Source organism: Paenibacillus sp. J31P13 (genome assembly GCF_056269295.1).
Map to the genome: position 1 here is coordinate 478,844 of NZ_JBWDNR010000003.1, position 23,178 is coordinate 502,021.

18 protein-coding genes are annotated in these 23,178 nt (G+C 42.9%); 10 read left to right on the plus strand and 8 right to left on the minus strand.

All coding sequences use genetic code 11. From position 1 onward, the window contains the following. Nucleotides 1–62: 62 nt before the first annotated feature. Both AC0YOD_RS12990 and AC0YOD_RS12995 read left to right on the plus strand, forming a co-directional pair. On the plus strand, nucleotides 63–1,895 hold the full coding sequence (locus AC0YOD_RS12990; protein ID WP_475799716.1) for an ABC transporter substrate-binding protein: 1,833 nt from the start codon (nucleotides 63–65) through the stop codon (nucleotides 1,893–1,895). Nucleotides 1,896–2,003: 108 nt separating this feature from the next. Beyond that, nucleotides 2,004–2,459, plus strand: coding sequence for a hypothetical protein (locus AC0YOD_RS12995; RefSeq protein WP_475799717.1), 456 nt, complete (start codon nucleotides 2,004–2,006; stop codon nucleotides 2,457–2,459). Between the two features lie 215 nt (nucleotides 2,460–2,674). Here the strand turns inward: AC0YOD_RS12995 and AC0YOD_RS13000 are convergent, their stop codons facing one another. Further along, on the minus strand, nucleotides 2,675–4,285 hold the full coding sequence (locus AC0YOD_RS13000; RefSeq protein WP_475799718.1) for a sensor domain-containing diguanylate cyclase: 1,611 nt from the start codon (nucleotides 4,283–4,285) through the stop codon (nucleotides 2,675–2,677). Nucleotides 4,286–4,532: 247 nt separating this feature from the next. Between AC0YOD_RS13000 and AC0YOD_RS13005 the strand changes: the two genes are divergently transcribed. Further along, nucleotides 4,533–4,895 (plus strand): BlaI/MecI/CopY family transcriptional regulator, encoded by a 363-nt coding sequence (locus AC0YOD_RS13005; protein WP_475799719.1) that lies wholly within the window; start codon nucleotides 4,533–4,535, stop codon nucleotides 4,893–4,895. A gap of 2 nt (nucleotides 4,896–4,897) precedes the next feature. Next, complete coding sequence (locus AC0YOD_RS13010) at nucleotides 4,898–6,853, plus strand: M56 family metallopeptidase (protein WP_475799720.1); 1,956 nt, start codon at nucleotides 4,898–4,900, stop codon at nucleotides 6,851–6,853. Between the two features lie 383 nt (nucleotides 6,854–7,236). Here AC0YOD_RS13010 and AC0YOD_RS13015 read toward each other — a convergent pair whose 3' ends face one another. Together AC0YOD_RS13015 and AC0YOD_RS13020 are read right to left on the minus strand one after the other, a co-directional pair. Further along, nucleotides 7,237–7,440 (minus strand): DUF378 domain-containing protein, encoded by a 204-nt coding sequence (locus AC0YOD_RS13015; protein ID WP_475799721.1) that lies wholly within the window; start codon nucleotides 7,438–7,440, stop codon nucleotides 7,237–7,239. 192 nt (nucleotides 7,441–7,632) lie between these two features. Beyond that, nucleotides 7,633–9,009 carry an FAD-dependent oxidoreductase gene (locus tag AC0YOD_RS13020; RefSeq protein WP_475799722.1) on the minus strand — a complete coding sequence of 459 codons (1,377 nt, stop codon included), beginning with the start codon at nucleotides 9,007–9,009 and terminating at the stop codon, nucleotides 7,633–7,635. 309 nt (nucleotides 9,010–9,318) lie between these two features. Here AC0YOD_RS13020 and AC0YOD_RS13025 point away from each other — a divergent pair, with 309 nt between their 5' ends. The 4 genes from AC0YOD_RS13025 to AC0YOD_RS13040 all read left to right on the plus strand — a co-directional run bounded on the left by AC0YOD_RS13025 (nucleotide 9,319) and on the right by AC0YOD_RS13040 (nucleotide 13,769). Continuing rightward, on the plus strand, nucleotides 9,319–10,170 hold the full coding sequence (locus AC0YOD_RS13025; protein WP_475799723.1) for an aminoglycoside 6-adenylyltransferase: 852 nt from the start codon (nucleotides 9,319–9,321) through the stop codon (nucleotides 10,168–10,170). Between the two features lie 303 nt (nucleotides 10,171–10,473). Next, entirely contained in the window at nucleotides 10,474–12,552 is a 2,079-nt protein-coding gene (locus AC0YOD_RS13030; RefSeq protein ID WP_475799724.1) for an RCC1 domain-containing protein, read from the plus strand. Nucleotides 12,553–12,840: 288 nt separating this feature from the next. Beyond that, nucleotides 12,841–13,173: a hypothetical protein gene (locus AC0YOD_RS13035; RefSeq protein WP_475799725.1), complete on the plus strand. Its 333-nt coding sequence runs from the start codon at nucleotides 12,841–12,843 to the stop codon at nucleotides 13,171–13,173. 8 nt (nucleotides 13,174–13,181) lie between these two features. Next, nucleotides 13,182–13,769 carry a hypothetical protein gene (locus AC0YOD_RS13040; protein WP_475799726.1) on the plus strand — a complete coding sequence of 196 codons (588 nt, stop codon included), beginning with the start codon at nucleotides 13,182–13,184 and terminating at the stop codon, nucleotides 13,767–13,769. A gap of 267 nt (nucleotides 13,770–14,036) precedes the next feature. On the opposite strand, the gene AC0YOD_RS13045 is transcribed toward AC0YOD_RS13040, so the two are convergent. From AC0YOD_RS13045 to AC0YOD_RS13065, 5 genes are all read right to left on the minus strand, one after another. Next, nucleotides 14,037–15,650: a glycoside hydrolase family 13 protein gene (locus AC0YOD_RS13045; RefSeq protein WP_475799727.1), complete on the minus strand. Its 1,614-nt coding sequence runs from the start codon at nucleotides 15,648–15,650 to the stop codon at nucleotides 14,037–14,039. A gap of 4 nt (nucleotides 15,651–15,654) precedes the next feature. Then, entirely contained in the window at nucleotides 15,655–17,739 is a 2,085-nt protein-coding gene (locus AC0YOD_RS13050) for an amylo-alpha-1,6-glucosidase (RefSeq protein WP_475799728.1), read from the minus strand. A 17-nt stretch (nucleotides 17,740–17,756) separates the two neighbouring features. Then, nucleotides 17,757–18,593, minus strand: a complete 837-nt coding sequence (locus AC0YOD_RS13055) for a carbohydrate ABC transporter permease (protein ID WP_475799729.1) — start codon at nucleotides 18,591–18,593, stop codon at nucleotides 17,757–17,759. Then, nucleotides 18,593–19,468, minus strand: a complete 876-nt coding sequence (locus AC0YOD_RS13060; RefSeq protein ID WP_475799730.1) for a carbohydrate ABC transporter permease — start codon at nucleotides 19,466–19,468, stop codon at nucleotides 18,593–18,595. Before AC0YOD_RS13060 ends, AC0YOD_RS13055 begins: the two co-directional genes overlap by 1 nt. Before the next feature lie 112 nt (nucleotides 19,469–19,580). Next, complete coding sequence (locus tag AC0YOD_RS13065; protein ID WP_475799991.1) at nucleotides 19,581–20,807, minus strand: ABC transporter substrate-binding protein; 1,227 nt, start codon at nucleotides 20,805–20,807, stop codon at nucleotides 19,581–19,583. A gap of 332 nt (nucleotides 20,808–21,139) precedes the next feature. On the opposite strand from AC0YOD_RS13065, the gene AC0YOD_RS13070 reads away from it, so the two are divergent. Together AC0YOD_RS13070 and AC0YOD_RS13075 are read left to right on the plus strand one after the other, a co-directional pair. Continuing rightward, nucleotides 21,140–22,111: a LacI family DNA-binding transcriptional regulator gene (locus AC0YOD_RS13070; protein ID WP_475799731.1), complete on the plus strand. Its 972-nt coding sequence runs from the start codon at nucleotides 21,140–21,142 to the stop codon at nucleotides 22,109–22,111. Nucleotides 22,112–22,405: 294 nt separating this feature from the next. Continuing rightward, nucleotides 22,406–23,074: a cysteine hydrolase family protein gene (locus tag AC0YOD_RS13075; RefSeq protein ID WP_475799732.1), complete on the plus strand. Its 669-nt coding sequence runs from the start codon at nucleotides 22,406–22,408 to the stop codon at nucleotides 23,072–23,074. Nucleotides 23,075–23,178: the final 104 nt, after the last annotated feature.

A 23,178-nucleotide genomic window follows, 5' to 3' on the forward strand; every position in this document is an offset into this window, starting at 1 on the left:
AATGGCCGATAACTGAATGTGAGTTAACATACAACATAACGATAACACTGGAGGAGTGCACCATGAAGAACAAAGGGAAATTCGCCGCATTGTTGCTAATCAGTCTTTCGATTATGCTCAGCGGTTGCAAATTAACGACTAAAAATGATGTGAAGGAATCACCAGCTCCAACGCAAGGAACGGAAGCTGTCGTCGACGGTAATCCGGTAGATATAGAATTGCTTGGCATGAGCGCAAACGAGGCTGATCTTAACATCGTTCGCGACCAGTTAACCAAAAACGGTTTTAAAGTTAAATTGAATGTACAGGCTGATTACGGCAGCTTCAAGTCACAGCAGGACGCTGGCAATTATGACATCGCTTTGTCCAGTTGGACTACCGTTACAGGGAATCCTGACTATGCAGTACGCTCGCTCTTCAAAACAGGCGGGGACTACAGTATCCTTGCCGATGCGGAGATCGATAAATTGATTGATGCCGCTGGTGCTCAAACGCCAGAAGAGTACACGGAAACCTACAAGCAATTCGAGCAGCAGCTCGTTTTCGACAAAGCTTATATCGCGCCGCTATACAACTCATTGAAAGCACAGGCTTTGAATCAGGACGTATTGAACAAGGATTCTGTTCGGATCTCGAAGTCCCGTTCTCTTCCTTGGGAAGACGTTGATTTTAAAGACACATCGAAGCGTGGGAAGGATGCGCTAGTGCTGCAGTCAACTATGCCGACACTGACGTCGCTTGATCCGATCAAAGGCAACGACGGCTCCATCAATATTATCAATACTAATATGTACGTTCGGTTAGTGAATTTGACAGATGATGATAAAATCACTTCGGATGGTTCCCTGTCACTCAATCATGCCATCGCTGAAGGTAATTCCGACTATTACTTTATCCTAAGAGATGATATCAACTTTGCCCAAATCAAAAACAAGCTGGCAGTGGATACAGGCGAACGCGTTGGTGCGGATGATGTAATCTTCTCGCTGAACCGCGCGAAGGACAAAAACTCCGTGCCTGACCACCGTACGTTCACTCTTCACGAGCATATCAAGAACGTGGAGCTGGTGACAGATGCTGCGGCACTGGAAGCTGTTAAGCTCTCCGGCGGCAGCGACAGTGTGAAATCCGCTCTTGAGAAAGGCCTTGGAACAAAAATTTCCGAGCTCGTATCGGATAAGAAGCAAGCGAACAACAAAGAGGGTAAATACCAAGTCGTTAAGCTTACGACGACTGAGCCTTTCCCTCAAGTGCTGAACTATTTGGCTCACCAATCAGCGGGCATCGTGTCCAAGAAACAGGTTGAGAGCATCAATACGTATGATGTGGCCAAATTCGATGTGAACAAAGATATTCCTTACGGTGACCAAAATACGGTAACGGAAGGCAGCTCGTACAACAATACATTGTATACGAGCGGTCCTTACATCCTGTCCTCCAAAAACGATTACGAGGCAATCTTCTACAAAAACCCTGCGTATATGAAGGGTACGGACAATGAGCCGAATATCTCTAATATTAAAATCCGCTTCATCAAAGACGCAGACAGCAGCTTGTCCGCGCTTCGCAGCGGTGAGATTCATATCTACTACGGCGTATCCGAAACTAAATTCGACGTCGTGAAGGGCGACAGCAAGCTGGCGCTTCAAACCGTACAGAGCAACGCTGTTTCTTACTTGCTGTTCAATACGAAAAACCGCCCAGTCGCGGAAAGCGCAGACCTGCGGAAAGCTGTTCTTTACTCCATCAACCAAGATGAGATTTTGTCTTTCTACAATGGCAACAAGTTCAAAGCCGTCTCCACGCTTAGCCCGCTTGTCGATACAGGCCTAGAGCTTAAAGCTGATCCGGCGAAAGTAAAAGAATTCCTAAACGCTTACAAGGCGAGCAAGTAACTTTTAATAATGGCAAGAGACTGCTTCCGGTTATCATTGATAACCGGGGCAGTCTCTTTCACGTAGGATTGCTCACACGCGAGCACAAAGGAAAAGGAGAGATCACGAATGGCTGACATATTCAAGCCCGAAACGAAACTATCACAATGGGATGCTCTGATGTTGGAATCGCTAAAGTCATACGGATGGCCCAATGATGAACTAATTAGTAGAGTTCAGGAAGGGAATCTGCCTACAGATGAAAGCAAATTCCATTTCGATTACGCCGCTTTAACAACCTTTGCGAACGAGGACGCAGACACATTCGCGAAAGCTGTGAAGAGTGGCTACCAAATTAAGTACAACACGATTCGCGGCATTCACAGTTGGGTACTTGTCGCGCTGAAGCAAGAAGCGGAGCTTATTCTGGAGCCGCAGAACGAAGCGGTCATCGCTCATTTGTCAGAATCTGATGCGCAGCGTCTAGCTTCAGTCCTTTCATTTGGATGGGTTTTAACTCCTCATGCGGGGACACAAGATTCAGACGGAAGAGCCTCGTATAGTGTCGCGCCGATTAGAGCATAAGGGTTAGATAGGATAGGTTAATTGAAGCGAGAAGGTAGAGTTTATATTAAGGCTGCCGAGAATTGAACTGTGACCCATATGAGAGATACTTTTTCTAAAAAAGTACCCCTCTTATGGGTCATTTGTGATTTTAAGGAACAATTAGGATAAGTGCGAGGATAAATGTAATAGGATTGATATTGATAGAAGCAGTTACAAATTGGAGGGAAGATTGGCTACAATTCGTTCTGATTGGCTATATCCGTAACCATCGTCCGGTTTCTTCCTGCATCCTTTGCTTTATATAATGCTTGGTCGGCTAGATGGAACAATGCTTCAGGAGAATCAGAGTGTAACGGATATTGGGCGATGCCCATTGAGACCGTTATCTGCTCCCCGACTATATGATCACTCGTTTCCAGTGTCTTGCGAATTTTTTCGGCTACGAAATAAGCATCCGACGCTGTAGCTAAGGCGAGAAGCACGACGAATTCTTCTCCACCATAACGGCAGCTTATATCACCGGGTCGAATAGATAGCGTGATTATTTTCGCTAGAAGCTTCAACACTTCATCCCCAGTTTGATGACCGTATGTGTCGTTAATGTTTTTAAATCGGTCGATATCCATAACGATAATGGAATAAGGGACTTGTTCGGTTATCCATTTATTCATAATGGATTCAAGCGTTCTTCGGTTCGTTAACCCGGTCAAAGGATCTGTCATGGCATCGCGAGTTAATTGCTCCGTATGCTTCCTTATATCTGTTAATGCAACCATTATCGCTTTTGTAAGTAAATCAGCCTCTCGGTTCCAATGGTTCTTGGTTTCCGGAAGACGGACTTCTTCTCTCCCGATTTTGCTAACGAGGTCGGCAAGTGATACGAAGGGGCGGGCCAATCTTCTAGCAAGAAATATTGCGGAAAGCAATAATAGGATAAACGGAAGGAGTGTATATAAGAGCAAGGTTTGGATATGATGGCTCAATTGTTCATGGACGGCACCGATGGGAGAAAAAACTACAACTCCCCAACCGTTCTCCGGAACGGTGGAATATCCGGAGAGCAAGGGAACTCCTTGCAAGTTGATCATCTGTTCCTGTCCGCTCTTGCCTTGAATAAGCTTCTGAACGACTGTATTGGCGCTAACATCCTCACCTAACCGGGTTTTGTCGGGATGGTACAAAAGATGACCGTCTGACCCTACCACATAAAAGGAGGAGCCAACATCATCGACGTTATTCCTCCCGAAAATCATATTCATGATGTTGTTCTCTTGCAAAAAAATGGTGCCTCCGACAATTCCACGGTACGTCCCGTCCTCCTCAAATAAGGGCTCGCTCATAAATACAATGAGGCGATTGCTCTTAGCGGTTGTATATGAATGGGACAAGTAGGGCTTTCTCGAAGCCAGTGCTTCTTTGATAGCTTTCGTTGAGATGAGGCTCCCGACAGCGCCTTTGGAATAGGGAGACCTGTTGCGTATGAGACCCGTTTCATCCACTACGAAGACTGAGTTAAAGTAGTTGCTGCTAAGACGCATGAGTTCGAGATTTTTATACAGCTCCTCTTCGTTCGCAGTAGGATTAATTGATAATATACCGGCTGTATACTGAAGGCTGCTCCGCATCGATTTAAATAAGGAGTCCATGGTTTGACTCATCTTTGCAGCGTTTGTGAAATTTAAGGTGAGTGTCGTATCATATAATGCCTGTTTTTTTGATTGATAGGATGCAATGAGTAAAATGGTCAACGTGAGCACGACAGAAAGTGTGACCAATCCCGACAAAAGTGTGGCCAGACCGATTTTATTCCTCTGACTTGTTCTAATCTCGCGTAGCACCGGCATGGTATAACTCCTTTTTTTAAAAATTAGCTTTCGTTACAATTCGACATTATTCTGCATATACCTCTCAAATGCATGGAATGATCACTTCTATACTTGCTACTATTATCCTATTTGAGGTAAGTGGAATGGAGAGGTTGTGTACACCTTGAGCGATGTATGAATCCTCCCTTGCCATTGACTATTTTGGTTTATAGTTATAAACTCGTTCCATAGGTTTATAATCATAAACCGGATAGGGGAGGCTGCGATGAATAATTTAAAGCTATGCGAAAGTGATTATCGCTTCATGCTTGTCGTGTGGGAGAGTGAGCCGGTGGCGTCGGGAAGACTGGTAACCCTATGCTCAGAAAAGCTCGGCTGGAAGAAGCCTACCACCTATACCGTGCTTCGGAAGATGTGTGAAAAAGGAATTCTTAAAAATGAGGATACAATTGTAAGCTCCATTATCCCAAAGGAGCAGATACAGGCATATGAGAGTGAGCATTTTATTGAACGGACCTTCGAGGGCTCTCTGCCCCAGTTTCTCGTATCTTTTTTCGGCAATAAAGCACTCTCCAATAAAGAAGCTGATGAGCTAAAGCGACTGATTGACGAGCATAAGGAGGGGTGAGTATGGAAACGTTGTTTTTGAAAATACTCAATATGACCCTCACAGCGACTTATGTGATCGTCGTCGTGCTACTCATCCGTCAGCTGCTGAAAAGAGCGCCGAAGAAGTATTCCTATATGTTGTGGGCTATTGTTCTGTTCCGCCTTGTCTGCCCGGTGTCCATTTCCTCTGAGGTCAGCATCTTTAATGCTTCCCCCTTTGATATGACAGCAGCGCAAAAGGGCGGAGAAGCGGCGCTGAGCTATGTTCCTGCTGACATCGGCTATATGGAGAATCCAGGGGTGACGGTGGGCATACCGGCTGTCAATGTTATACTAAGCGACACACTGCCTCCGGCTGACCCGGTCGCTAGCGCGAACCCTCTGCAAATATGGGTACAGATCGGCACAGTTTTGTGGGTTTTAGGTATCATTGCGTTGCTTATTTACGGTATGGTGTCCTATTTCCGCTTGAAACGTCACATGGTCACAGCAGTCCGTCTTGATAACCATATATTTGAGTCCGACAACATTCGGTCGCCATTTATTCTTGGCTTTATCAATCCGCGAATTTATATCCCCTTTGGACTTCGAGAGCAGGAACGCGTCTACATCCTGAAGCATGAAGCCTACCATTTAAAAAGGAAAGATCATCTAATCAAGCTGCTCGCATTTGTAGTTCTTGCCTTTCACTGGTTTAATCCGCTTGTTTGGGTTGCCTTCGCTATGATGGCCAAAGACATGGAGATGAGCTGCGATGAGAAGGTGCTGTCGGAGACTGGTTCAGGCATCGCGAAGGAATATTGCACGTCATTGCTGTCCTTTGCGGCAAACCGTCGTTTACCATCTGCCAGCCCGCTAGCCTTCGGAGAGACGGGCATCCGGGAGCGCGTAAAGAATATACTGCGCTTTAGGACGCCAAAAAAACGAGTCATTGTCTTCTCAGCCGCAGCCTGCATCATTGCTGTTGCCGGCTGTGCCACGAATCCAATCGTGAATGGGGCATTGAAAGAGACTGGAGAACCGTACGGCAGCTATCGCTTTGAGGAGCAGGTGTATATGAATCCACTGAGCTCGTTTTTAGCCTTTGAAGGGTTTAAGGAGTACTATACACTTACTGAAAACTCGCTTATCATAACCGACGGAGCCGGTAATCAACAGAAAATGAAGGCTAATTATGAACGTAAAGCTTTAGATGTGAAGTCGTTTAAAGAAAGCTTTATGATGCCTAACATGAATGTTCCCAATATTTCCAAGTATAAAACGCGATATGAGTACGTACTGACCGATTCAGCCGCTGTTCCTGAATATCGTCTGTTTCTGCTGGATGAAGAGTTATGGCTGGCGAAAGTACATAAGGATAACGTCAATAAGTTAAAGAGTGAATATATTTGGAGTATTTATAAAATCTCGAAGATGGACGAAGAAATACAAGAAATTGAAGCTATAGCGGGAACTCAGGACGGTGTCGATGCTTTTTTAGCTTTGCAAAAGGATTTCCATTCAGGCTATGACACAGACCCGAGCTATAACATCACAACGGAATTTATTAAAGAAAACTCTGATTATAGGATTTTCAAATATGGCAAATCTTCCGCATCATTTTTGCTATATGAGGGAGAAGTATATCCGCTTGGAGAGTGGTTTGGCGGCTTTGGTGTAACAAGCATGGCTCTAGCCGATATGGACAGTGACGGGAAATCGGAATTGTATTTTACTTATTCATGGGGTTCCGGACTTCATCGCTCTCATGTGGCTTATTTTAATCCGGCAACCAAAGAAGTTGAAACCCTTCCGTATACTCATTTTAATGAGGATATGACCCTAATGAATAACAGTGACGGCAGCCTGTCCCTTTTTACGGCAACCCTATCAAACATGACAGACTTTGCTAATTTCAACATGGAAAGAACCGATTTTATATCGGATGTTGTTTACGGAGATGGAGGGGTCATATTAAACGCAGTAACGAATGAGTGAGTCTGATTAACACACCGTTATAATAAAATAAACGAAACCATAAATGGATATTGGAGGTGATGTATACGATATGGCAATCCTTACTTTTCTCTTGGTCGGTTGGATCCTGAATTGGTTTAAATTCGAGCGATTGTTTAATCAAGCCTTTAAGGAACTATTTAATAAAGAGGTATCATCTGCAACTTACTACTTTATGTTTTTTTGTATAGGGGTTTTCGGTGAGATGGTTTTACTTATCCAAGGCGCTTATTATGATTACTTTTTACAAAAATAGCTTATCTTATATACTTCATGCTAATCGAATACGATGCAAAACAAAACCGCAGGATACGTCTGGAAAACCCAGACATGTCCTGCGGTTATTGTCGCTTCTACTTAGCTACTTAGTTATCACTTGTTACCTTCGTGAAAAAGGAGAGGGCGTAAAGCGCAGCGACACCGACGACGATATATACGATTCGTGCTCCAACCTCCTCCGTTCCTCCGAAAACTTCACTGACGACATCATACTTGAATAAGCCAACTGAAAGCCAGTTTAAGCCCCCGAGTATGACCAAAATAAGACTAATAACGTTAAGTACCTTCATTCAGAAACAGCCTCCTTAATGGGGTTCCCTAACTTTTTTGTGCAACTGTCAGACGGAGGTATGCTGATTCTCTGTTGTTTATTATAGGTGTATGAGTAGCGGTCACAGGTTATGCCATACAAGCCTTATCTTTCGCGTATGTGAAGAGGTATTTCCAAAAGATGATTCGAGTCTGAATGAGTTCCCCATTAACTATTTAATCTTTGAAAACAGATCGTTTAATGCTTCGCTGAAAGTGGGGTGCGTGAACATTTGATCTTTCAAAAATGTATAGGGGAGTTCTGCATCAATGGCAAGCTTCACAATATTTATCATCTCATAGGATTCAGAGCAAAACAGCATTGCTCCTAATATGCGATCTGTTTTCCCATCAACGACTGCCTTAAGAAGGCCCTTTGTTTCTTTTGCAATTTGAGCCTTGGGGATTTCATTGACAGGAAGCATTGCTATTTTCACATCATAACCTTGCTCTCTAGCCTCTTTCTCATTCAAACCTACCCTTGAGAATGCGGGATCAATAAAGACGCTATAGGGAATGGTACGATTTCGTGTGCTCCGTTTGCCATTTCCAAAAAGTTGATCCCTAACAATTCGATAGTCATCTAAAGACACATATGTAAATTGCAAGCCACCCACCACATCTCCCATAGCCCAAATATTAGGTATGCTTGTGCGTAGATATTCATCGACCTTAACGGCTCCTTTTGCTGTCACTGCTATGCCTGCAGCATCCAAATTCAAATCCTCGGTATTAGGTTTTCTTCCTGTAGCTATCAAAACCGCATCTGCTTTATGATTCAGGCTTTCATCGCTCTGCGAGTCTGTATAGTGAATGATAGCTTCATTTCCGTTATCGTTGATTGATTTTGTTTTAGCTCCCAGCTTGAGAACAATTCCTTTTTCCTCCAGTGTCTTCTTCACTTCGTCTGCAAGATCATTATCCTCATGAGGAAGGAATGTCCTATTGTCCTGAAAGACGGTTACTTTAGAGCCGAAGTTAGCATATATAGATGCAAACTCTAGTCCGATATATCCTCCACCTATAATGGATAGATTCGCTGGAAGCTTTAATACGTCCAACATAGATTCACTAGAATACACACGTTTATTGTCGCTAATTCCATCTATATCAGGAATATTTGCCTTAGAACCGGTATTGATAAAGATTTGAGTACCTTGTAAATGAATCGTTTCATTTGCCATCTCTACCTTGATTTCATAGCTAGAAATAAATGAGGCTTTACCAGTAAAAATAGTAATGTTCGAATTGTCATTTAATTTATTGAAGTTTTTTTCTCTAAGTTTTGTTGTAAGTTTGTTCTTGTCTGCAATAGCCTGCTCATATACATGTGCTTGTTGTTCATAACTATCCAGCTCCTTATACTGTGAGATCTTGGCGCTGTTAACAAGAGATTTTGTAGGAATACAACCAACATTAATACAGGTTCCCCCATACATATATTTGGATTGTTCGATCACTGCAACATGTTGTCCATGAGAAGCCAATTCTCCTGCTAATGTTTTTCCTGCTTTACCAAAACCAATAATAATTGCATCAAAAGTTTTCAATGAAAATATCCACCTTTCTATGTCCTTAAGCATTTAAATAGCTTTACCAGTACTAATCGCACCTATACAGCTTGCATCTATTGAGGGGAAATCTTATGGATGATTGAAATTATCTTTTTGTAAGGCTATCTATTAGTACCCATTTTAGGCAACATCATAACTAGAAGGCGGATATCATCGCAATTGGGATAGCATCAACTATCCAAATAAATGACTATAAATTACATCCTCGGACTGAGGTAACGGGTAGGGATTTATAATACGATTACCTGTAAATGGTTGGAGTTTAATGTAATCGGAGGTAGCAGAATGACAATAGATATGTACGAGATACTTGAAGAGCGTATAACTAAATGGGGTCTTCATAATAATGAGATCATTGCGATTTACGTGGTTGGCTCAAGAGCAAGAGTAGAGAAGCCGTTTGATGAATTTTCCGACTTGGATGTCCTCATCTTTTCAACTAATCCGAATGACTATTTTCAGAATGATGAATGGTTGCTAGACGTAGGCAAGGTTTGGACAAGTTTTCTGTTTCGAACTGCTGGAGGAGATCCAGAAAAACTCGTTCTCTTTGATAAAGGATTACAAGTTGATTTTTTATTCCGTCATAATTCTGATTTTGAGCACTTAATAGCAAACAATCAGATACCTGAAGGCTTTCAGAGAGGCGTCAGGCTGCTTCTCGACAAGACAGGGAAGGGACAACAATTACTACCAAAAGGGAACATTGCCCAGGAGCATAATTCGATCACTAATGATACATTTTTACAGGTCGTAAATATGTTCGGATTTGCCAGCCTCTATGTAGCGAAACAGATTTTGCGAGGTGAGATGTGGATAGCTAATCAAAGGGACAAGGAATGCAAGCAGCTGCTGCTCCAGATGATTGAGTGGCATGCCAAAGCCTTGCACGGATCGACATATGATACATGGCATGCAGGCAAATTTATTAATGAATGGGCAGACAAAGATATAATAGTTGATTTAAAAGAGTCATTTGGCGGATATGACCAAAATAAAAGCTGGAAAGCGCTAATCTCTTCTTTTGAGCTATTCCATCGATTATCTTATGAAGTGTCAAATACATACCATTATACGTATCCCGAAAACCTGATCTCAAATATTCGAGCTTGGTTGGAGGAGAGAGATTTTAACTAATGAAATACCACCTCTAGGTTTTAATATTACGCTTGAACTCAAATCTCTACATATGAAAAGCCGTGACTCATCCCTCTATGGGATAGTCACGGCTTTTTTTGAGAAGTGAATGAGGAGATGTTAACTCCAATTCAACCATCCCCATTGATTGGGAACAGATAGATATTAAGAGCAATGAGTGTACATGGCATGCTTATTGGTTAGAAGATTGCTTTGATATTAAGTCATAATAAAAAAGGTGAATGTAAACATTCACCGAATTTTTATTACTACAAATAAATTACATTGTGAGGAGAATTTAGGATGAGGCCTTTATATGCTAAATCAAAATATTTAATTTTAATCCTAAGCTGTATTCTATGGTGTCAGAGTGCATTTGCAGCTTCAGTTCCAAACAAGGATATAAATACTCAAAACGTGACATTTACCGATGTCGCTGGTGAGTATTATCATTTTCTTGCTTTAGATAATACCGGAAACGTATGGGGGTGGGGGATGAATGTTGGGAACCAACTTGGAGAATTTGCTCAAAGTTATAGTGTCTCCCCGGTGCAAATAAAAGGAATAGAAGATGTTAAACTCATTTCTGCTGGATATTCTCATTCTACTGCTGTGAAAGAAGACGGAACGGTTTGGAAATGGGGACAAAATACTGACGGTGTTTTAGGTGTGAATCCAAGTGCTCTACAGCTCTCTACACAACCGCGCAAAGTTGATGGGATCAACGATGTAATAGCCATTTCTGATAGTGGATTTTTCACTTTAGCTCTGAGAAAAGATGGCACTGTTTGGAGTTGGGGAAGAAACAGTACGGGGCAGCTTGGTAACGGTCGTATCAGCGATTACGAATCAAAGCCAGTTCAAGTCCAAGCATTAACCAATGTAACGGCAATATACGCCACCTTTGGTGAAAGCTACGCGCTTACCGCAGACGGAAAAGTATGGAGATGGGGCGCTGTACCGAAATGCAATGATATTTGCGTAAGAGAAGCTGTACCAACACCAATCTTATTTGAAGGCTTGCATGATGTGAAGGCTATTTCCGATGAGATTGCTATCTTACAAAATGGAACTGTTGTCAAATGGGGAATTAACTATCAAGGAAGCATTGGAAACGGATCTACGGACTATGGATACTTTCCAGATCCGATACCCGTAACTTCATTAATTGATATTGTTGCGGTTTCTAAAACTCAAGCACTCACAAAAGATGGACAAGTTTGGTCATGGGGAAGAAATGATTATGGGCAAGTAGGCGATGGAACGAATCTATCACGGCCTAAACCTATATTACTTAATAAGATTGATAATGTTACGGATATCACAAGCGGTGAGGAAATAACGGTTGCTCTGACTAAAGATGGAACGTTATATGAATGGGGGAGTAATCGTAACGGGGAAATTGCCAATGTACCGGCAGATATTCTACCTCCTACTCCAGTTCCGTTGACACTGCCGAAGGTGACCTATGCGCTACCTATACCAAGAGACGCTTCTACTTGGACGTTTTTGGATGATAAGGGTTCACTAATCAAAGACAACCAATTGTATTTTCGTGTAAAGCCTTTTTCGGAAGGATTTGCTGCGGTACAAAGAGCCTCAAATAACTTATGGACCTTTATTACTGCTCAAGGCAAGCCAGCATTCTCGGAAAATTTTATTCTGGTTAAGGACTTTTACCAGGGAAATGCAGCAGTCAAACTCCAGGATGGTTGGCATTTCATTAATTCAAAGGGGTTATTTATTAATCAAGATCATTATCAAGATGCAGGCTCTTTCGCAAATGGCCTTGCACCAGTCTTGATTAATAAAAAATGGGGTTACATTGAGCTCAATGGGAAATTGAAAATTACTCCTCAATTTTCAGCAGCTCAGCAATTTGAAAATGGTTTAGCAGCCGTGCAAATAAACGGGAAATGGGGCTTTATTGATTCAACAGGTAAACTTGTCATTAAAGCGATGTATTCGGCGGTTGGCCCTTTTTCTAAACAGGCAGCAGCTGTAAAACAAAACGGAAAGTGGGGCTATATCAATAAAACAGGAGCTTGGGTAATTGAACCTCAATACGAGGAAGCTAAAATATTTGCAGATACAAACTTAGCGGCTGTCAAAATTAAAGGAAAGTGGGGCTATATCAATCTAAAGGGTAAACTTGTTATTGCAACCCAATATGAAGATGCTTCCTCCTATCAAGAGGGGTTAGCAAGCGTAAAGAAAAACGGATTATGGGCTATCATTCAAAGTACAGGCAAGGTACTTACACCTTTTCAATATGTAGAAATACAGCCCTACAAAAATAAATTGGCATGGGCTGTTACCAAAACAGACAAGGGGTATGTAGATACTAATGGAAATTGGTATTATAAAGCAAAAATTCAATGAAAGGATTATGAGTTCAAAAATATTTAATAACCATAATTTTGCTTCAAAAGCTTAACTTTTGGCTAATCGAACGCGACGTAAAATAAAACCGCAGGATATGTCTGGAAGACCAGATGTATTCTGCGGTTTTGTCAGTTCTATTTAGTTTTCACTTGTTACCTTCATGAAACGCTAGATCCATTACTGGATAGTAATACTTCCGCCATGTTCAGGAGCTTTCTTCTCAGACATAATAAAGTTATCTAGTAAAGAGAGAGGCATTATAACTAACCTTTTAGGAGGATTATCATGGTAAATAAAACGGTGATGCTGCAGCCTTTTGCAAATATTTCAGAGCATACTGAGGGGTTTGAGATGGTTTCCACACAATTCGGTGCAGACGGTCGTGTGTATGTCCTATTGATTAATCATATCCCGGAACGGGAACGAGGCGTGCCTGTAACAGCGGGTCTGAAAAGAACTTATACCTACAAAGTGCTGATCGTAGCGGATAGAAGAATGGAGGAGGTAGTAATCCCAGGGCAGCACTTCAATTATCATTATGTTCAGCCGCTGCAGAATCATCTGCTGCTTGTCGGAGCGCGCTGCTCTTATTATATGGCATCTGGAAGTATGATCTAAATGCAAAAGTGTGTGATTATGAAGGCCATACCATTCGAGAGTTTCTACTTGGAGACGGGATTCAGAGCGTTCAGGTAACAGAGAAAGGTACCATCTGGACCAGTTATTTTGACGAAGGCGTTTTCGGAAATAACGGGTGGGATAACCCCATTGGAGCACACGGCCTTCTGGCCTGGGATGAGCATGGCAACAACATCTATGAAAATCACGCAGCAGATATTGCCGATTGCTATGCTTTAAATGTATTTAATGAAAAGGAGATCTGGTTTTATTATTATACTGACTTTTTGCTGGGATGCATCTCAGGTGGACCGGAGCAGGCTAAGGTTAGCTTTATGAATCCTGAAATTTCTGGATCGGCAGGTTTTTGTACGGATGGTTATCACTTTTTGTTCGATGGAGGATATCGAAAACACGGAACTTACATTCTCAAGAAGAATGAAAAACCAGGAAGCTTGACCAAAGGGCGAAAGTTATACTTTTTGAATGAAAAGGGCAAACCACTTGAAGCACACACACAAGATTTCCGGAAAAATCGTGTGCTGTTCAGTGAAGGGGATTTGTTATATCAAGTAGCGATTGAGGAATTGATCTAATATCACAATTTCTATCTTTAATAGGGATGTGACAGGTTCTCGGAAGAGGGACTGTTGCAGCCCTCTTGTTTCAGCACTCTGCAGTCAGGGGCTATATGTGCCAACCGTATCTCTCACACTCAGAACTCATAGCGCCGGAGTGACCATTTCTGCAAGGCAGCATCAAACAGCCCCCACCTTGATGACAAGGTGGGGGCTGTTGTTTTTCCTGTAATCTGTCTTTGGCTGATTAGTGGCTCTTACATGTTGCTACTCACTTGGGACCTCTTATACTCGATACACAATCGCCTCATAAGGCTGCATTTCAATGATTGTTTCTTGATTGGTTCTTCCGGGATTATTGCTAATGATCACGTCGCCCAGCTTCTCTACGCCGCAGTCAGCCACATTGCAGGTCACAAGCTTCTCCGAGATGTTGAGCAGAATCAGCCAGGTTTCCGATCCTGACGTTCTTGTATAAGCGTAAATTTGTTCATGTTGGTCCAGATAGGTTTGGAACTCTCCGTATACCATAACCTCATTGCTTTTTCGCAAAGAGATGAGGTTCTTATAGTAATAAAAAATGGAGTTTTCGTCCGCCAAAGCTTGCTCGGCATTAATGTCTTTGTAGTTCGGATTGACACCAATCCATGGCTGACCATCCGTGAAGCCCCCTTGCGATTCGGCATTCCACTGCATAGGGGTTCGGGAGTTATCGCGAGATAGATGCTGCAGCTCCTTCAGCACCTCTTCCGGGTCGCGGGCTTTTCCGACTTCTTCCTTATACTTGTTTTTCATTGCAATATCGTTGTATTCCTCAATGGAAGAGAACCGTATGCCCGTCATTCCGATCTCTTCGCCTTGATAAATGTAAGGCATGCCTGGCAACGTGTGAATGAGGGTGGCAAAGCATGTTGCCGACTGCTCCCGATAGTTGGTATCGTTGCCGAAGCGCGTCACCAACCGGGTATGGTCATGGTTATTCAAAAATTGGGAGTTCCAGCCCTTGCCCCACAAGCCGTTATACCAGCGCTCCTGAATTTGTTTGAATCGAAGCATATCCCAATGGGCCATGTAATCACATACTTCGAAGTGGAACAATGTATTTAATTCACCGCGTTCCTCGCCAACATAGAGCACGCCGTCATCGGGGTTCACGAATGGAATTTCACCGACTGTAAAAGCATCGTAATGCTTCAACACTTTGTCATGCATTTCCTGTAAATATTCATGGATACCGGGATTGTTGCCTAAATATGAAATATCGTCTGGCTGTTCTGCATCCGGGAAACCTGGTATTTTTGCAAGCAAATTGATGACATCCATACGGAAGCCGTCGATTCCTTTATCCAGCCAATAACGCATCAAAGCATAAATTTCTTCTCGAACCAGCTCATTCTCCCAATTCAGATCCGGCTGCTCGGAGGAGAAGGAGTGGAAATAATATTCGCCAGTTGTCTCATCATACGTCCAAGCGGATGGAGCGAAGTAGGAGCGCCAATTGTTACGTTCCTTGCGCCAAATGTAATAATCTCGCTTCGGATGATTCTTTGAGGAGCGCGAGTCCTTAAACCAGGCATGCTGATCGGAGGTATGGTTCACGACCAAGTCCATAATGAGTTTCATTCCACGATCATGCACAGCTGACAACAGCTTCTCAAACGTTGCCATCGTGCCCGCCTTCGGCATGATCGAGCGGTAATCCGAAATGTCATAGCCATTGTCCACATCGGGTGAATCGTAGCAAGGATTCAACCATATGACGTCAACGCCCAGGCTTTGGATGTAGTCCAGCTTGTGATATACGCCTTCAAGGTCTCCATAGCCATCGCCATTACTGTCATAAAAGCTGCGCCAATATACCTGATAGACGACCGCTTCTTTCCACCATGTTTTGTTCATTTTATTATCTTCCCTTTCCTACTTCAACCGTATAGCCCGTCGTATTGCGGAGCACATTCACATGCAGGTCATTATTCGTTGTTGATCTTTGTATTTCAATATTTAGATGGCCTTCTCCAATTGGAATTCGTTCAATCCTCATTATGTTCATTCCTCTTGGCAAAGCCGGATTAAGCTGAATGATTTTCAGCAAAGCATTAGGGAAAAGTCCCAAAGCCGATTGCACCAAAACGATTGATACGGCGGCAGACCAAGCCTGTGGAGAGCATGTCGTAGGATAAGGGACGACGCCCTCGCCTTCATTCGCATATCCGCAAAGCAATTCAGGGAAACGCGCATCGCCGAATGAGAGAGAGGCTTCCAATAAGCTATCCATGAGTTGCACCGCTTCCGCCTTATAGCCGAGACGGCTCATACCGAGCAGGATGAATCCATTGTCATGAGGCCAGACGCTTCCGTTATGATAGCTCATCGGATAATAACCTGTCGCTTGCTCGCTCATCGTACGAATGCCGAAGCCGCCGTTCATATCTGCCATGCTTAATCGCTCCGCGATCTTCGAAGCGCGTTCCGGCTCCGGCAACTCGCAGAAGAGGAGGTGACCGGGATTGGACGTGACGGATCGCACAGGCGCGAGGCTGCGTTCAAGTGCAATGCTGTAGTATTGATGTTCATCCATCCAGTAGGAGGATTCGAATTGTTCCTGAAGCCGATCGGCCTCTTGGCGCAATTTAGTTCCCAAATCCGCATGACCAAGGCTTGTATAAATGGAAGCGAGCTGCTGCTTGGCATAGTAGACATAGCCTTGCACTTCACTTAAGGCAATAGGTGAGGACGCCAAACGTCCATCTGGATGAACGATGCAATTAGGCGAGTCCTTCCATCCTTGATTGGGGAAGCCCAGTTCGGCTTCTTGATGATAGGAGAGAAAACCGCCGTATTTGTTAGATGTTTCATCGATCCACGCCAAAGCTTTTATTACAGCAGGGGTTAGTTCTTCGACCAGCTCCATATCGCCTGTCCACTTGATATATTCAGCAAGGACGACGAGAAATAACGGCGTCGCATCGACGGTGCCGAAGTAAGGTCCGAATGGAGATTGTCCCGTAGCGACCAGTTCGCCAAACCGCATTTCATGCATGATTTTCCCCGGCTGCTCATCCCGTGTGGCGTCATATTTGTCGCCTTGCCAAGCTGCCAGTGTACGTAAGGTTGCCTTTGCAGTGTCTGGCTGCAGCATCAACATATATAGAGATGTAATTAAGCTGTCTCTGCCAAACGGAGCTGCAAACCACGGCAATCCGGCCGTAGGCATCTCGCCAAACCCATAGTCGGACAATAACATCTTCAGATCCTGCGTGCTTCGGTTATACACTTTATTAAACTGCGGATGATCGGTCTCTACCGTCATTGTTTCTTCCTGCCATGCACGGTAGCTTTGGGATAGAGCCTCCAAGCCTTCTTCGAATGCGATAAAGTCAGTTTTTGTTAAGGTTTCCCACTGGGGAGTAATCATAAAATGAATCGAAACCGATTCGTGAGGCTGCAACAAGCGGGAGAAACGGACATGACCAGTCTCATTCACCTCTACAGGCTCCGAATCCCACTGGATGTGAATGAAGCGCTGAACGTCGTCTTTTCCCGAGTACTGCAATGTGATCGCTTCCGGCGTATAATCGGCATGACTGACATGTCCAACTTCACCGGTGCGATATTTACGAACGAGAAACATATCTTGAAAGTCTGCTTGAAACTTCATATTGATATCGGCATGTTTGCTGTCCGGGAAAAAATTCGTAACCGTAATCCGCTCATGCAGTGAGCCTTCATATAGATAACGTTCCCGAACAATCTCCAAAGCGCCTTCATCTTTTGTCTGGTTCATGAGACGTACCTTGGTATAATAGCTCCGTTCAAGATGAGCGGAAAGCAGTTCAGGCAACTCGCCGTTAATGTTCAAAATCATCCCGCTTAGGAAGCGAGTATCCTTGGCATAGAGACCATAACCGTCATCTGAGCTCTCGGTCATATCCCCGCTGGGATTCGTGAGACAGAACAAATGCCCCTCTTTCATTACACAGTTATTCATGTAGACATTCCTCCTGCTTACTTCACTGCGCCTTCGGCGACCCCTTTAATGATGTGTTTTTGTGCTACGAAATAGAAGATGACAACCGGAATAATAGACAATACTAAACCTGCCATCGCCAAGTTCCACACAATCGTAAACTCACCAAAGAAGTAGAAGGTGGAGAGAGGGATGGTACGCAAGCCTTTATCTGAAAGGGTCAGTGATGGGAGCAAGTAATCATTCCACATCATAATGACATCCAGAATCGCGACAGTAATTGTAATAGTCTTGAGCATAGGGAACACAATCCGCCAGAAAACGCCGAATTTACTGCAGCCATCCAAAGTGGCGGCCTCCTCGAGCGCAATAGGAACAGATTTAATAAAGCCATGGTACAGGAATACGGCCATGCTGGTATGGAAGCCGATGTTCATAAAAATTAGTCCGCCATGTGTATTCAGCATTGGAATGTGAAGCGTATTACCGATCCATCCCATTACTTGCATAAGAGGCATCATTAAGGTTTGGAAAGGAATGAGCATTGTAGATACGAGAACCATAAAGATGATTTGGCTAAGCTTGTTATTTGTACGTACCAGCATCCATGCCGTCATGGATGCTAACACAACGATGAAAACAAGGGAAACCAAAGTTACATACAGCGAGTTGCCAAAGGCCTTCAAGAAATTCATCTTTTCCATCGCCTGAGCGTAATACTCGAAGCTAAAGGAGGACGGAAATGCCAAGGCATTCTCGTAAAGCTCCGAACGTGTTTTGAAAGAGTTCACGATCATGATATAAATAGGCGATAAGAATAGAAGGGCAAATAGGACAAGCAACGCTTCTAGAATCCATTTGCTTGTTTTTTTCATTACATTTGCACCTCTTTTTTCTTCGTAATATATACTTGGACCAAGGTTACAGCGGCTACGATAACAAAGAAGATGATCGCTTTTGCCTGACCAATGCCATAACGGCTATAGCCGAAAATTTCAGTGTAAATATTCATCGCAAACATTTCAGTAGAGTTAATCGGACCGCCAGCGGTGAGCGAGAGGTTAACGTCAAATATTTTGAATGCGCCAGATAACGTCAGGAATAAGCAAATCGTAAAGGATGGCATGAGCAGAGGGAACACAATCTTGGTTAGCTTATGCCAAGCATTTGCACCGTCGACCTTCGCCGCTTCCATCAAGTCGTCAGGAATGCCTTGAATTCCTGCGATATATATAATCATCGTATACCCGGCCATCTGCCATGCAAATACGATGACGATCGCATATAAAGCATATTCAGGATTTAGAAGCCAGTTGAAGAAAATGTTGTCCATGTGGGTGTTTTGCCCGACATATTTAAACACGTCCGTAAAGATGAATTTCCAAATATAACCCAATATCAAGCCGCCGATCAGGTTCGGCATGAAAAATAGCGTTCTTGCTAAATTGCTGGTGCGTAGCTTCGCAGTAACGAGCAGCGACAAAGCAAGACCCATAACATTGACGATAACGAGAGCGAGAAAAGTAAACTTAATCGTCAGCCAAGCCGATTTCAAAAAACGGTCGTCCTGGAAAATTTGGGTGTAGTTATCGATACCCACAAAAACTTTCGGGTTGGCAGGGATGCCGTCCCAGCTAATAAAGGAATACCAGATCCCTATAAGAAAGGGAATGAGGACGACGATAGAAAAAATAAGTAACAACGGCAATGTAAATAGAGCGTACCAGCCTCTATTTTTGATCGCTTTCATGTACATTCACTCATTTCGGAGTAGTTTCGGTTCGTACGGAAGATAAATGATGAAAAACTAACCTGGTCGCCCAGGTTAGTTTTTCTCGTTTTGTTCAATGAGAAGCTATGGCTCACTTCGGAGCTTTCGCCCAAACTTCGTCAAGCTTCTGGAGTAATTGCTCTCCGGTCATGGACGGGTCCAAGAAAAATTGTTGTGCGACAGGCGCCAGATCGTTGCTGATAATGCCTTGAGGGAAATATGTCAGCGCCCAAGGGATGGTGTTGCCGCTAATTGCAGCTTCGGATACCGCTTGGGAAAGCGGGTCCAGACTGCTTGTTTCAATATTCGTCATAGCAGGAATGAATTTGAATTCGTTTACGATAGTATTTTTGCCTGTTTCACTGTTGTACAGCCATTCGAAGAATGCGTTTGCCGCTTTAATTTGATCGGCGTTTGCTTTATTGTTGATAACCCAGATTGCCGGGATATCTACAGCTAGCTTCTGATTGCCTGCAAGAGGAAACGGCATCATGCCTACTTCAATATCTTTGTAGTCGGCAAGCATACCGTAGCTCCAGTTGCCTTGGTGAACGATCGCTGTTTTGCCTGTAGCGAAGTCGCCCATTTGGGAATCATAAGTTGTCTCAAGCGGGTTGGAAGCTAGTTCTCTGATAGTTTCCATATATTGAGCAAACTCTAGGAACTCCTTGGTGTCGGACATTTTTACTTCGCCCTTGTTCAATTGCTCAATAAATTGAATAGGGTCTTTTTGCAACGCGAATGGTGTGTTGATAATATGTCCAATCAAGAAGTAAGCTTCTTGAGAAAGGCTAAGGCCATTAATTTTTTTTGATTTCATGTCTTCCAAGAAGGATTTGAAGGATGCAAGATCAGTAATCTTAGCTGGATCAACCAATTCCTTGTTGTACACTAGCCCAAAGCCTTCAAGGCCGGTTGGAACGCCGACGATTTTGCCGTCAATCTTTACTTCCATATTAGGTGCGATGTTCTTCACGTAAGACTCATTGCTCATATCGTAGTAGTAAGATTTAAATTTCGTTGTCTCTGCACCGGTTTGAACACCGAAGATTGTAGGACCTTCACCGGAATTCAGTTTCGCTGTAAGTTGAGTCAGATAGTTGTCCCCTGCTGAACCCCATACATCAACTTCATTCCCTGTTTCTTTCTTATACTTCTTAGCCATTTCTTCTAATTGGTCTGCGATTTCAACTTTGGATTGGAACAATGAAATTTTGGCCTGCTTCGCGGCCCCGCCCTCATTCGGCTTCGAACCGTTATTGGTGTTGTTACTGCCGCATGCGGAAAGGATGGTCGTCAGCAAAACTGCAGTTGTCATGATGGAAATAAAGCGCTTTACTTTTGTCACTTGCATAGTCCCCCTTTAGTTTGATGTACCATTGATTATAAACGGACGAGTGAAGATGTCAATAAAAAACTTAATAAAATAAGATATTTTACTAATAAATATGTAAGTAAAACAAGTAAAACGCACTTCATATTATTAGGTGAAACCAATGTTTTTTACTAATTATTGGATTTGCAGTTAACGGTTGTTTCCTACTGTTACAATGTTTTTTGTGTTATTAATCTAATTAAAAGGTGTAGGTAAAATGTTAGTAAAGTGATATAATAAGTTTTACTTGTAGTAATTGATGAGGAGGTTAATGGATGAGCAGTTTGAAAGAAATTGCCGAATCAACGGGTGTCTCTATTTCAACCGTATCCAATGTGCTTAATGGACGGAAAAATGTATCACAAGAAACAAGAGAACGAATAATGCGATGCTGTGAAGAACTAGGCTACGTTCATGACGCCTCGCCCAAAAAATCCAAAATGGAAAAAGATAAACGGATCGTATTTATATTTAGCGATTTTGATCGGGAGTTTTATTTGAAGATCATCGAAGGTGTCAGCACCTGTCTTAATGAGAACGGATATGATCTAATCATTTGTACCAACAAATCAAGTGAAAACTTCCTGAAAAGCAGCTTCGCCCGAGGCACGATTAGTTTGGACGGAAGCCTGACGGATGAGTTTTTCCAGACAGTTGCCAAACCTGAATTTCCCGTTGTGCTTATGGATAGGGTGCTTGAAAACGATAATAAAAGTACAAAAAGCGTGATCGTCGACAACTATCCGGTAATGTGTCAGCTTGTGCAATCATTAGTAGATAGAGGTTTTCAACGCTTCGGCTACTTAGGAGGACATGCGTCATCGTTAGACAATAAGGAGAGATTCTCCGCATTCGCCGATACGCTTCAAACGAACGGAATAGCATTTGACCAAACGTATTACTATCACGGCAATTACCGGGAAAAAAGCGGATATCAAGCGGCCAAGCTCATGATTCTTAGCAATGAATACCCGGAAGTACTGGTGTGTGCCAATGATAATATGGCGATCGGAGCGATGAAAGCTTTTGAAGAGCATCAGATTTCCGTGCCGCATGATATTTCCATTACAGGTTTCGATGATTCAGACGCGGCTGCGCTGGCAGGACTGACTACGATCAAAATCCCCCGTTACGAAAGCGGCTTTCTAGCCGCCAAGGAACTGCTGGAACTGATCAAAGGCAATGTAAAACGGGAAAGCGTCAAGATCGGTGCATCTATCGTCTGGCGTCAGTCTGTACGCTCTTAAAAGCTTTGTATGGCAGTTAGGTTGTACTTACCCCAACTAGTAATGCTCTAATCAAATATTCAGTCTTACAATCCATGAAACGAAATGCGACCCGAAAGATAGACACTTAGTAAAGTGCCCATCTATCGGGTTTTTGTGTTTTCCCTATTCACGCATCAATTCATATATACATAGACTTAATGTCATGATATATTCATTTTCAAGTATTTGTAATAATATCCAATTAACATTAAACCTTATAAATAAAAAGGTATATGCTATTGGAATAAAACTATATTTGAAGGTGGTTAAAAAATGCAAAAGTATACTAAACCAAACTTCACTCAGTGTGCCGTAATAACGATAGATACTCAGAATGACTTTAGCTTGCCTGGTGCTGTCGCTGAAATAAAAGGGACAAATGAAGTCATTCCTCAGATGAAGAGTATTTTAGATGCTTGCAGAAAAAATGCTATCCCAATCATACATGTTATCCGAATATACAAAGAAGATGGATCAAATGCAGACATTTGTCGAAGAGAGTTGATTGAATCTGGCGTTGAAATAGTTAGACCCGGTTCGATCGGAGCAGACCTTGTTCATGCCATTAAGCCATCAAATGCAGAAGACTTGCATTATCAGGATCTATTGAAAGGAACAATACAACGAATTGGAAATGCTGAATGGGCTTTATATAAGCCTAGATGGGGTGCGTTTTATCAAACAAAACTGGAAAGCTTTTTAAGAGAAAAAGAAATAGATACCGTCATTTTTATTGGATGTAATTTTCCGAATTGCCCTAGAACTAGCATTTATGAAGCAAGCGAGAGGGACTTTAAAGTTGTAATGGTAGAAGACGCTATTTCAGGCGTTTATAGCAAAGGAATGGATGAAGTAAAGAATATTGGAGTACAGGTTTATGCATCGAGTCAGTTAATACAAGAATTAGAAAGCCAGTTGGGAGATGGAGCCGGCAGTATTTAGCACCATATTAGCACGCTGAGTTGATGTTGATCGGCATTCCGTGTATCGGTCAGCTCAATTCTATTTCAATGATCCCATTACTCTTGAATACCAACTTCAATTTT

Coding starts and splice junctions, on each gene's coding strand:
- AC0YOD_RS12995 (WP_475799717.1), top strand. CDS start 2,004: ATGGCTGACATATTCAAGCCCGAAACGAAACTATCACAATGGGATGCT.
- AC0YOD_RS13050 (WP_475799728.1), bottom strand. CDS start 17,739: ATGAATAACTGTGTAATGAAAGAGGGGCATTTGTTCTGTCTCACGAAT.
- AC0YOD_RS13015 (WP_475799721.1), bottom strand. CDS start 7,440: ATGAAGGTACTTAACGTTATTAGTCTTATTTTGGTCATACTCGGGGGC.
- AC0YOD_RS13030 (WP_475799724.1), top strand. CDS start 10,474: ATGAGGCCTTTATATGCTAAATCAAAATATTTAATTTTAATCCTAAGC.
- AC0YOD_RS13060 (WP_475799730.1), bottom strand. CDS start 19,468: ATGAAAGCGATCAAAAATAGAGGCTGGTACGCTCTATTTACATTGCCG.
- AC0YOD_RS13010 (WP_475799720.1), top strand. CDS start 4,898: ATGGAAACGTTGTTTTTGAAAATACTCAATATGACCCTCACAGCGACT.
- AC0YOD_RS13035 (WP_475799725.1), top strand. CDS start 12,841: ATGGTAAATAAAACGGTGATGCTGCAGCCTTTTGCAAATATTTCAGAG.
- AC0YOD_RS13005 (WP_475799719.1), top strand. CDS start 4,533: ATGAATAATTTAAAGCTATGCGAAAGTGATTATCGCTTCATGCTTGTC.
- AC0YOD_RS13075 (WP_475799732.1), top strand. CDS start 22,406: ATGCAAAAGTATACTAAACCAAACTTCACTCAGTGTGCCGTAATAACG.
- AC0YOD_RS13025 (WP_475799723.1), top strand. CDS start 9,319: ATGACAATAGATATGTACGAGATACTTGAAGAGCGTATAACTAAATGG.
- AC0YOD_RS13045 (WP_475799727.1), bottom strand. CDS start 15,650: ATGAACAAAACATGGTGGAAAGAAGCGGTCGTCTATCAGGTATATTGG.
- AC0YOD_RS13000 (WP_475799718.1), bottom strand. CDS start 4,285: ATGCCGGTGCTACGCGAGATTAGAACAAGTCAGAGGAATAAAATCGGT.
- AC0YOD_RS12990 (WP_475799716.1), top strand. CDS start 63: ATGAAGAACAAAGGGAAATTCGCCGCATTGTTGCTAATCAGTCTTTCG.
- AC0YOD_RS13055 (WP_475799729.1), bottom strand. CDS start 18,593: ATGAAAAAAACAAGCAAATGGATTCTAGAAGCGTTGCTTGTCCTATTT.
- AC0YOD_RS13070 (WP_475799731.1), top strand. CDS start 21,140: ATGAGCAGTTTGAAAGAAATTGCCGAATCAACGGGTGTCTCTATTTCA.
- AC0YOD_RS13065 (WP_475799991.1), bottom strand. CDS start 20,807: ATGACAACTGCAGTTTTGCTGACGACCATCCTTTCCGCATGCGGCAGT.